Origin of the sequence: Kitasatospora sp. NPDC059088 (genome assembly GCF_042738155.1) — a bacterium.
GTDB lineage: Bacteria > Actinomycetota > Actinomycetes > Streptomycetales > Streptomycetaceae > Kitasatospora.
Window position 1 is genome coordinate 20,782 of record NZ_JBHYGR010000083.1, and the last position, 8,605, is coordinate 29,386.

The window sequence follows — 8,605 nt, forward strand, 5'->3', positions numbered from 1 at the left end:
GGGGGGCCCGGCGGGGGGGGCGGGTGGGGTTTGGGTCGGGGGGCGGGGCCCGCTGGGCGGGCGGGGGGCTGCCGGGGTCTCGCCCGGCGCCTGCGGTACGGGCCGGACCCCGGGGTCAGAACCGTCCCTGGTTCAGGGCGTTCTGCAGGGCCCTGATGGTGGCCGGGCCCCACTGGCCGTCGACGGTGAGGCCGGCGCCGCTGGCGTTGAGGAAGGTCTGCAGCGCCCGGTAGGTGGCGGGGCCGGGGTCGCCGTCCTCGACCAGTCCGGCGTTGCCCCACACGTTGAGGTGGTGCTGGAGCGAACGCTTGGAGTCGGGCCCCCACTGGCCGTCCGGGGTGGAGCCGCAGACCCGCTGGACGGCCATGATGGTCAGGGTGCCGAACTGGCCGTCGACGGTGAGGCCGGCGCCGTCGTCGATGTACGCGAAGTACGCGGACTCGGTGGCCGGGCCCCACTGGCCGTCGGCGTTGGTGCCGACCTTGCCCTGGAGCCAGCGCACGCCGGCGGCGGTCTTCGGCCCCCAGGCGCCGTCGAGGTCCAGCGCCGGGCTGTAGCCCATGTCGTTGACGGCCTGCTGCTGGCGCGCTATCGAGCGCACGGACGTCATGGGGCCGCCGCCGGACGAGCCGCCCCCGAAGGCCTTGAACGCCGATTCGGTACCGGGCCCCCACAGGCCGTCGGCGGTGACGCCGACCTTGTTCTGCAGCCAGCGCACGCCGGCGTCCGTCTTCGGCCCCCAGGCGCCGTCGACGTCCAGTGCCGGGCTGTAGCCCAGGCCGTTGACCGCCTGCTGCTGGGCGGAGACCGACCGCACCTGGGTCATGCCGCCGCCGCTCGCGCCGCTGGAGTCGGTGGGCGGCGGGGTGTAGCCGCTGCCCGCCCAGTCGATCGGGCGGACCTGCGCCGGCATGCCGTTCTGGACCCAGGCGCGCAGCTGCGCCCCCGGGCAGTCGGTGGAGTTGCCGGGGAGCATGCCGTGGTAGGTCTTGGTGAGGACGTGGCCGGCCATGTCGCAGGCCTTCTCGTACATCGACCGGATCGCGGACATCGCGATGTCGGTGGCGTCGCCGCTCTCGCCGATGAAGCAGACGCCGATGTGGGTGGTGTTGGCCCCGTAGGCGTGCGCGCCCTGGAGGTACCAGCCGCGGCCCTCGAAGATCCGGCCGCTGGTGTCGACCAGGAAGTTGTAGCCGATGTCGGACCAGCCGTTGGAGTCCATGTGGTAGTTCTGGATCGACCGGAGCGTCTGGGTGGTCGGCCCGTCCGAGTAGTGCACGGTGAACCCGGTGCGGTTGCCGATGGCCACCGGCGTGATGTCCTTCGCCGGGCGGGCGCCCCACTGGGCGCGGGAGTAGATGTGCAGGGTGTCGGAGTCGGGGCCGGCACCGGTGCCCGAGCCCCGCTCGATGAAGGAGCCGTCCTTGACGTACGGGTAGAGCTTCCCGGGGCAGTCCGTGTGGGTCACCGTGCGGACGTCCGTGTGCCCGACGATCCGGAGGCCCGCGCCCTTCTCGTTCTGCAGCCAGCCGCAGAGCGTCCTGATGCCCGCGACCATCTCCGGGGTCACGTCGTCGTCGGCGCCCATCAGGCCCATCACGGCGTAGTAGTCGGAGTTGGCCCCGGGCGACTCGGTGCCGTTCGCGCCGGACCGGTAGTTGAGTCCGCGCCCCTCGTAGATGGAACCGTGCCTGCAGACCAGGAAGTTGTACGGGATGTCGTCGTACTCGGGCTCCCCGTTGCCGGTCCACTCCCGGATGTCCTGGGTGAGGCCGTGGTGCATCGACTCGTCCTGGATCTTCCTGACCAGTGCGGCGCACTGGCTGTGGGGATCGACGGACTTGTGCCCGCCGCCCTCGTGGTGGATGACGATGCCGCCGACCCACGGGGAGAAGGGACCGAAGTCGGTTGTCTTGGGCGGCTGGGCGCCCCATTCACTGCGCGAGATGATGGTGACCATCTGGTTCTCCGGAAGTCGTGCTGGGCTTGCTGACAGGACGGGTGGGGCGGGCGTCGGGTGGGTCGGGCGTCGGGCGCGTCACGCGGCCCCGATGACGCCCCCGTCCGTCCGCCGGATCACGAGCACGGCCGAGCGCGGGCGGCCGCCGGCGTCGTGGTCCGGCCAGTTGCTGACCGCGCGGGGATCGTCCTGGGTGGGCGTGCCCCAGGCGAGGGTGTGCTCGCCCGGGTGCTGGACGTTGACGAACATGGTGCGGCGGTCCGGGGTGGTGACCACGCCGGTGATCTCGGCGCCGCGCGGGCCGGTCAGGAAGCGGCGGACCTCGCCGGTGGCGGGGTCGGCGGCCAGCATGGCGTTGTTGCCCAGGTGCTCGTGGCCGGTCTCGGCCCGGTTCTGGTCGTAGGCCGGGATGCCGGTCCCGATCCACAGCCGGCCGTCGGCGTCGGACCACAGGTTCTTCGGCGAGGCGAACATGCCCGCGGCGTCCAGGTGGACCTGGTGGTCGTGGGCCGGGTCGCCGGCGAGCACGAAGACCTGCCAGTGGAAGCCGGTCGCCCGGCCGTCGCCCTGGTCGGCCGTCCCGTCCTCGCGCCAGCGGATCACGTGGCCGTACGGGTTCTCGGCGCGCGGGCTGACCGCGGCCCGGTGGGCGTTCGGGCCGGCGGCGCAGTGGCCGAGGCCCGGGCTGTTCGCGAGCGCGCAGAACGCCGTCCCGTCCGGGCTCACCGAGGTCTGCTGGGGCCGCTCCAGCGGGGTGGCGCCGAGCGAGTCCGCCGCCAGCCGGGCCCGCAGCAGGACGTCGGCCTGGTCGGCCCACCCGTTGGCGACGGTCAGCGGGCCCTGGCCGTGGGTCAGCGGCAGCCACCGGCCGGTGCCGTCGTCCTCGAACCGGGCGACGTACAGGGTGCCGTGGTCCAGCGGGCTGCGGCCCTGGGAGCGCAGCCGCCACCAGCTGTCCGAACCGACGAACTTGTAGAGGTAGCCGCCGTTCTCGTCGTCGCCGCTGTAGACGACGACCCGGCCGGCGGACTCGGTCACGCTCGCCCCGACGTGCTGGAAGCGGCCCAGCGCGGTGCGCTTCACGGGTGCCGCCTGCGGGTCGGCCGGGTCGATCTCCACCACCCAGCCGAAGCGGTTGGCCTCGTTGCCGTTCACCGCGAGGTCGAAGCGCGCGTCGGCGCGGTGCCAGCCGTGGCCGTCGCCGCGGGCGCCGAGGCCGGCCCGCTTCTGGGCGCGGGTCGCCCGCCACGTCCGGTCGTCGGTGCCGAAGTAGCCGGCGGTGTTGCGCTCGCCCGCCAGGAACGTCCCCCACGGGGTCACCCCGTGCGCGCCGGTGCCGAGCGTGCCCGTGGCGGGTGTGCCGGTCCGCAGGGCCGGGTGGTCGGCGCCCACCGGTCCGGAGAAGGTGACGGGCGTGGCACCGGTGACGCGCACGTTGCGCGGGGAGTCGGCGAGCTGCCAGGTGCCGCCGGTGCGGCGCACCTCCAGCACGCTGACGCCGTGCGCGGCGAGCGCCTTGGCGACCTGCTCCTTGCTCACCCGTCCCTCCGTGGCCGCCGCGCCGGTGCGGCCGTACAGCAGGGCGGCGTCGGTGGACTCGTGGGTGAGCACCAGGGTGCCGTGGGAGTCGTCGGTGCCCGGGAAGAAGTGCAGGCCGGCGTGGTGGGAACCGACCTGCTCGGCCTGCTCCGCCGCGGTGTTGCCGCCGTCGGCACGCCACTTCGGGCCGCTCTCGCGCACGGCCTGCCCCCACGGAGCGAGCACCTGCACGGAGTACCCGGCGGGCACGGTGACGGCGTCGGCGCTGCTCGCGGGGACGGCGGTGAAGCCGAGCGGGTGCGCCGCCGCACCGGCCGTGCCCGGCTGCCCGGCGGGGGCGGCGGAGGCGGGGGACGCGGAGAGGCCGAGGAACGCGGCGAGGGCGATGGTGCCGCCGGTCAGGGCCTGACGGCGCGACAGGCCGACGGCCACCACGTCGTCGAACGTGCGGCGGGGTGCTGTCTCCGGTTGCGGAGTGTCGTGATCTGGCATGGTCGCCACCCAAGGGAAGTCGGCCCGCCGGGGCGGGGTGCGGGGCTGAAGAGGACCGGGTGCGTGCGCCGCGTCCCGTGCTCGGGGGCCGTGCGGCGACAGCCGGTCGGCCGGAGCGCGAGGCCCTCCGGAGCGAAAGGTCGGCCGGAGCGAACGGATCGCCGCGGGTCTCGCGGACCTGAACCTAGATCGAGTTCGACCCCCGTAGCCATCCTGAATCCGTCTCAGATGCTCCGGCGCCCCATCCCGGGACGGCGTGGGACGGCGGGGACGCCGGGGACGGGAACCGGAGCCGGGCCGACGGGCATCGTGGTACCGGAATCCGGCGATCCACGGTTCCGGACGGACGGAAGAGCACATGGAGGCGGCATGCGGTCAGCGCGGGAGCGGCGGAGCGGCTGGATCCGGCGGGCGGCCTGGACGGCGGCCGCCCTGGTCCTGGCCACGGGCGGCACGCTGTTCGGCAACAGCCGCGTCCTCGCGGCCTGGCACTACTGCTTGGTCCAGGACCACGAGCCGAACCCGAACCTGGCGATGGCCACGGTGTCCTGGTGGACGGTCGTGCTCGTCGCGCTCCTGGCGCTCGGCGCACTGCTGGGCCGCCGGCCGAGCAGCCGCCGGTACCGCCTGCCGGCCCTGCTCGCCGCCGCGGCCGTCCTGACCTGGCTCTACGTCACCGGGATGGGATCCCCCGCGCCGCTGCAACCCGGGCAGCCCCGGGACTCCGTGTGCCGGGTCCTGCCGCCCTTCCCCTTCACTGGCTGAGCGGCCGCGAGCCGCGGACCGGCCGTACGCGAGAACGCCCGGCCGGGAGGTCCCGGCCGGGCGTTTCGTCAGTCCACGACGGTCCCTAGCACCAGACCGGGCGGGAGCCGTAGTTGGCCTGGTAGTCCAGCTTGGCCCAGGTCAGCGGGCCGACGATGCCGTCGGGCTTGAGGCCGGTGCAGGTCTGGAACTTCTGCACCGCGGCGAGGGTCTTGGGGCCGAAGTACCCGTCGACGTCCGGGCCCTGGTAGGCGAGGGAGTTGTACAGCTCGCACTGCAGGGCCTTGACCGCGTCACCGCTGTCGTCCTGGGAGAGCTCCGGCTCGCTGGTGCTGTAGCCGCCGCAGAGCTGGCTCGGGGACGTCGCGGCCGAGGCGCTGCCGGCGGTGGTCACGCCGAAGCCGGCGGCCAGGAGGGTGGCGACCGCGACGGCCGCGAGCTTGTTGCGCATGGTTCTTCCTTCGGTACGCGTGACGGGGAGGACTCGGTCGGGCCGGGTCAGCAGATGTAGTTCGCCGCCGTGTCGATGTCGCTCTGGTTGTCCAGCCTGTTCCAGGTCAGCGGGCCGACGATGCCGTCGGGGTCGAGACCGGCGCACTTCTGGAACTTCTGCACGACGGCGAGGGTGTTCTTGCCGAAGATCCCGTCCACCTTGAGACCGGCGCCGCGCACGCTGTAGTTGAGCTCGCACTGCAGCGCCTTGATCTCCGGGCCGCTGTCGTTGAGGCTCACCTGCGCCTCGTTGTCGCTGTAGTAGCCGTACTGGGTGCACACGGCGGGGGTGCTGGCGGACGCGGTGGTGGCGGTGCCGATTCCGAGGCCGGTGAGCATGACGGCTCCGGCGGCGATGGCAGCGAGCTTGGTACGCATGGGTGTTGTCCTTCACAAAGGTCAGGTCGATGGTCGGGGTGGGACGGCGGGGCCCCTGCCGGCCGGGCCGGGTGAACGGCCCCCGGCGGTCAGGCCGTGACGTGGTACCAGTAGCCGCCGGTGCGCAGGGTGACGTAGTGCACGTCGGTGCCCGTCTCCTTGGCCTCGTACATCATGTCCGCGCCGGTGGCGGAGTCGGTGCCGGCGTAGAGCACCACGTGGTGGGTGTTGTGGGCGTCGGTGCCGAAGTACTCGACGTCGCCCGGCTGCCGCTGGTCCTCGGTGATCGGGGTGAGGTGCTTGTCGAGGGTCTGGTCGGTGGTGTCGCCGCCGTTGGCGAGGTCGATGCCGGCGCCGAACCAGAAGGCGGCCCGGACCAGGCCCGAACAGTCCATCCCGGCCGTGGTGTTGGCCGGGCAGGGCTGGATCGAGCCGGTGTAGCCGTCGCAGGTGCCCAGCGACGGGCCGGGGCCCTCGCCGCGCAGCGAGTGGCCGCCGCCCCACACGTACGGGACGCCCAGGTAGGACTTGGCCGCGTTCAGGACCTTGGTGGCGTCGATCGGGCCGCTGGGCAGCGGGGCGGGGGTGGCGGTGTAGAGGGCGTTCTTGACGCCGGCGCCGACGATGCCGTCGATGGCCAGGCCCTGGGCGGCCTGGAAGTTGCGTACGGCGGTGTCGGTGGCGGGGCCGAACTGCCCGTCCACGACGAGGCGGCCCGCGTTGAAGGTGTTCAGCATCGTCTGCAGGGTCGAGGCGCACTGCCCGCTCGCCCCGGTCTGCAGGTTCCCGCACTGGGTGCGGAGGTCGACGGTGCCGGAGGCGGCGGTGGCCGCCGTGTCGAGCGCCGACTTGGTGGCCGGGCCGACGATGCCGTCCGCGGTGAGGCTGTGCGCGCCCTGGAAGGTGCGCACGGCGCCGTCGGTGGCGGGCCCGAACTGGCCGTCCACGGTGAGGTGGGCGCCGGTCAGGTTGAGCTCCGCCTGGAGCTGGGTGACGCAGCCGTCGGCCTCGCCCTGCTGGAGGTTGGCCGGGCAGGACGGGGAGGTGATCGGGATCGGGGCCGGCGGGGCCGCGGCGGAGGCGGTGGAGGCGCCGAGGCCGGTCAGCGCGGACGCCAGGGCCAGGCCCAGGCCCAGGCCCAGCGACAACCGGCGCCGGGCGGGGAGGGGGGTGCTGCTCACAGGAGGGTCTCCGGTTCCGTGATGATGCGCCAGGGCGGCCGGTGATCGGCCTCCCTGACGCCCGGTGTGCTCGACGGGCGGGTGCTACTCGAACAGCCCCGAGTCGCTGGGTATGTAGGGGAAGCAGGCGCCGTGCTTCCCGCCGTACTGCGCATCACCGCGGTAGAGGAGGTTGTCGCCGGTGAAGGGGCCGACGATGCCGTCCGGCTTCACGTGGACGAAGGACTGGAACCACTGGACCTGGTCCTTGGTCTTCGGGCCCCAGATGCTGTCCTCGTCGATGGTCGCCCGGTTGTTGGCCCGGGCGACGTCGTTGAGCAGGTGCTGGACGCACCAGACGCCGGTGGAGTCGTTGGTCTGGTTGTCGCCGATGTAGCCGGCGGACTCGGAGGCGGCGGCGGTGCCGGCCAGGCCCAGCAGGGCGGTTCCGGCCATGGCCACCGCCAGCACGGCGCGACCGAAGGACTTCGCGGTCATGGGTTGCTCCTCGCGGTACGGGTGGTCAGGGGCCGTAGGTGGTCGGGATGTACTGCCAGCAGTAGGCGTCGTAGCTGCCGACGTAGTACGGGTCGCCGTCGCTGATGATCGCGTTCCCGGTGAGCTGGCCGACGTAGCCGTCCTGGAGGAGCGACCGGCCGCTGATGAAGGTGTGGGCCTGCAGCCACTGGACGGCGGACTTGGTCTGCGGGCCCCAGAGCCCGTCCTCCGCCAACGGCGCGGGGCGGTCGGCCTGCGTGGTGCGGTTCAGGAAGTAGTTGATGTTGTGCTGGACGCACCACACGGCGTGGGTGTTGTTGGCGTAGCCGTCGCCGATGAACGGCGCGCCCTGGGCGGCGTCGGCGGTGCCGGACAGGCCCAGCAGCGCCGAGCCGGCCAGGGCCAGTGCCGCCGCGGCGCGGCCGAAGTTCCTCTTGCTCATGCGTCAGTCCTCCTGCGCCGGTTGATCAGGGGCCTTCGACGGTCGGGATGTACTGCCAGCAGGGGGCGCTGGGGCTGCCGACGGAGTCGGGGTAGCCGTAACCGACGATCAGGGATCCGGTGAGCGGGCCGACGATGCCGTCGGACTGGAGCCACTGGCCGCCGACCATGGCGTCGGTCTGCATCCACTGGACGGCGGCCTTGGTCTTCGGGCCCCAGTAGCCGTCCTCGTCCAGCCGCGCGGGGCGGTTGGCCTTGGTCGTGATGTCGATGAAGCGGTTGAGGTTGTGCTGGACGCACCACACGGCCTGGTGGCTGTTGGGGTAGCCGTCGCCGATGTACGGCGCGCCCTGGGCGGCGCTGGCGGTGCCGGACAGGCCCAGCAGCGCCGAGCCGGCGAGGGCCGCCGCCACCACGGTGCGGCCGATGGTCTTCAGGGTCATGGGACTCTCCTTGCGGGACGGTGGTCGGGGGCGGCGTGCCGTCGGGCACGTACGGCCCCCGGGCGGTACGGGGTGTGGGGCCCGGGCGGGCTCCGCCGCGCGGGACCGGCCTCGGCGAAGGCCGGGAGGTGCTGCCGGTACGCGTCGGATCGGGTGGGCGCCGTCGGCGCGCGGCCACCCTGCTGCGGCGGGGACGCTGCCGTACTCTGCCGGACTCCGTGGTCCGTCCGGAAGGTCTTCCGACGTCCCATCAGTCCCAGGGACGTGTCCCATGGTGCGGACCCGCTCCGTGGGACGTGAGGTGGGGCGCGGGCCCGGGTTCCGGGGAACGCGGATCGAGTGGGGGGGGGGGGGTTGGGGGGGGGGGGGGCGGGGGCGGGGACGGGCAGACAACGGACGCGGCACACCAAAAAAGAAAACAACAACACAAAAAACCA

At 73.2% G+C, this 8,605-nt stretch carries 9 protein-coding genes; 1 reads left to right on the plus strand and 8 read right to left on the minus strand.

Going from position 1 to position 8,605, the window contains the following annotated elements; genetic code table 11:
* Positions 1-115 precede the first annotated feature (115 nt).
* Complete coding sequence (locus ACFWXO_RS30045; protein WP_380527498.1) at positions 116-1,960, minus strand: peptidoglycan-binding protein; 1,845 nt, start codon at positions 1,958-1,960, stop codon at positions 116-118.
* 78 nt (positions 1,961-2,038) lie between these two features.
* Positions 2,039-3,991, minus strand: coding sequence for a PhoX family protein (locus ACFWXO_RS30050; RefSeq protein WP_380527500.1), 1,953 nt, complete (start codon positions 3,989-3,991; stop codon positions 2,039-2,041).
* 369 nt (positions 3,992-4,360) lie between these two features.
* Here ACFWXO_RS30050 and ACFWXO_RS30055 point away from each other — a divergent pair, with 369 nt between their 5' ends.
* Complete coding sequence (locus ACFWXO_RS30055; protein WP_380527501.1) at positions 4,361-4,756, plus strand: hypothetical protein; 396 nt, start codon at positions 4,361-4,363, stop codon at positions 4,754-4,756.
* 85 nt (positions 4,757-4,841) lie between these two features.
* Here ACFWXO_RS30055 and ACFWXO_RS30060 read toward each other — a convergent pair whose 3' ends face one another.
* From ACFWXO_RS30060 to ACFWXO_RS30085, 6 genes are all read right to left on the minus strand, one after another.
* A complete protein-coding gene (locus tag ACFWXO_RS30060) occupies positions 4,842-5,207 on the minus strand; it encodes a peptidoglycan-binding protein (protein ID WP_380527503.1) in 366 nt (121 codons plus the stop codon).
* Positions 5,208-5,254: 47 nt separating this feature from the next.
* On the minus strand, positions 5,255-5,626 hold the full coding sequence (locus tag ACFWXO_RS30065; RefSeq protein WP_380527505.1) for a peptidoglycan-binding protein: 372 nt from the start codon (positions 5,624-5,626) through the stop codon (positions 5,255-5,257).
* Between the two features lie 89 nt (positions 5,627-5,715).
* Entirely contained in the window at positions 5,716-6,807 is a 1,092-nt protein-coding gene (locus ACFWXO_RS30070) for a peptidoglycan-binding protein (protein WP_380527508.1), read from the minus strand.
* An 84-nt stretch (positions 6,808-6,891) separates the two neighbouring features.
* Complete coding sequence (locus ACFWXO_RS30075) at positions 6,892-7,284, minus strand: peptidoglycan-binding domain-containing protein (protein WP_380527510.1); 393 nt, start codon at positions 7,282-7,284, stop codon at positions 6,892-6,894.
* Positions 7,285-7,309: 25 nt separating this feature from the next.
* Positions 7,310-7,726 (minus strand): peptidoglycan-binding protein, encoded by a 417-nt coding sequence (locus tag ACFWXO_RS30080; RefSeq protein WP_380527511.1) that lies wholly within the window; start codon positions 7,724-7,726, stop codon positions 7,310-7,312.
* Positions 7,727-7,751: 25 nt separating this feature from the next.
* Positions 7,752-8,168, minus strand: coding sequence for a peptidoglycan-binding protein (locus ACFWXO_RS30085; RefSeq protein WP_380527514.1), 417 nt, complete (start codon positions 8,166-8,168; stop codon positions 7,752-7,754).
* Positions 8,169-8,605: the final 437 nt, after the last annotated feature.

What these genes read in the sequence shown, in the direction of transcription:
- ACFWXO_RS30045 (WP_380527498.1), bottom strand. Translation starts at nt 1,960, where the DNA reads ATGGTCACCATCATCTCGCGCAGTGAATGGGGCGCCCAGCCGCCCAAG.
- ACFWXO_RS30050 (WP_380527500.1), bottom strand. Translation starts at nt 3,991, where the DNA reads ATGCCAGATCACGACACTCCGCAACCGGAGACAGCACCCCGCCGCACG.
- ACFWXO_RS30055 (WP_380527501.1), top strand. Translation starts at nt 4,361, where the DNA reads ATGCGGTCAGCGCGGGAGCGGCGGAGCGGCTGGATCCGGCGGGCGGCC.
- ACFWXO_RS30060 (WP_380527503.1), bottom strand. Translation starts at nt 5,207, where the DNA reads ATGCGCAACAAGCTCGCGGCCGTCGCGGTCGCCACCCTCCTGGCCGCC.
- ACFWXO_RS30065 (WP_380527505.1), bottom strand. Translation starts at nt 5,626, where the DNA reads ATGCGTACCAAGCTCGCTGCCATCGCCGCCGGAGCCGTCATGCTCACC.
- ACFWXO_RS30075 (WP_380527510.1), bottom strand. Translation starts at nt 7,284, where the DNA reads ATGACCGCGAAGTCCTTCGGTCGCGCCGTGCTGGCGGTGGCCATGGCC.
- ACFWXO_RS30080 (WP_380527511.1), bottom strand. Translation starts at nt 7,726, where the DNA reads ATGAGCAAGAGGAACTTCGGCCGCGCCGCGGCGGCACTGGCCCTGGCC.
- ACFWXO_RS30085 (WP_380527514.1), bottom strand. Translation starts at nt 8,168, where the DNA reads ATGACCCTGAAGACCATCGGCCGCACCGTGGTGGCGGCGGCCCTCGCC.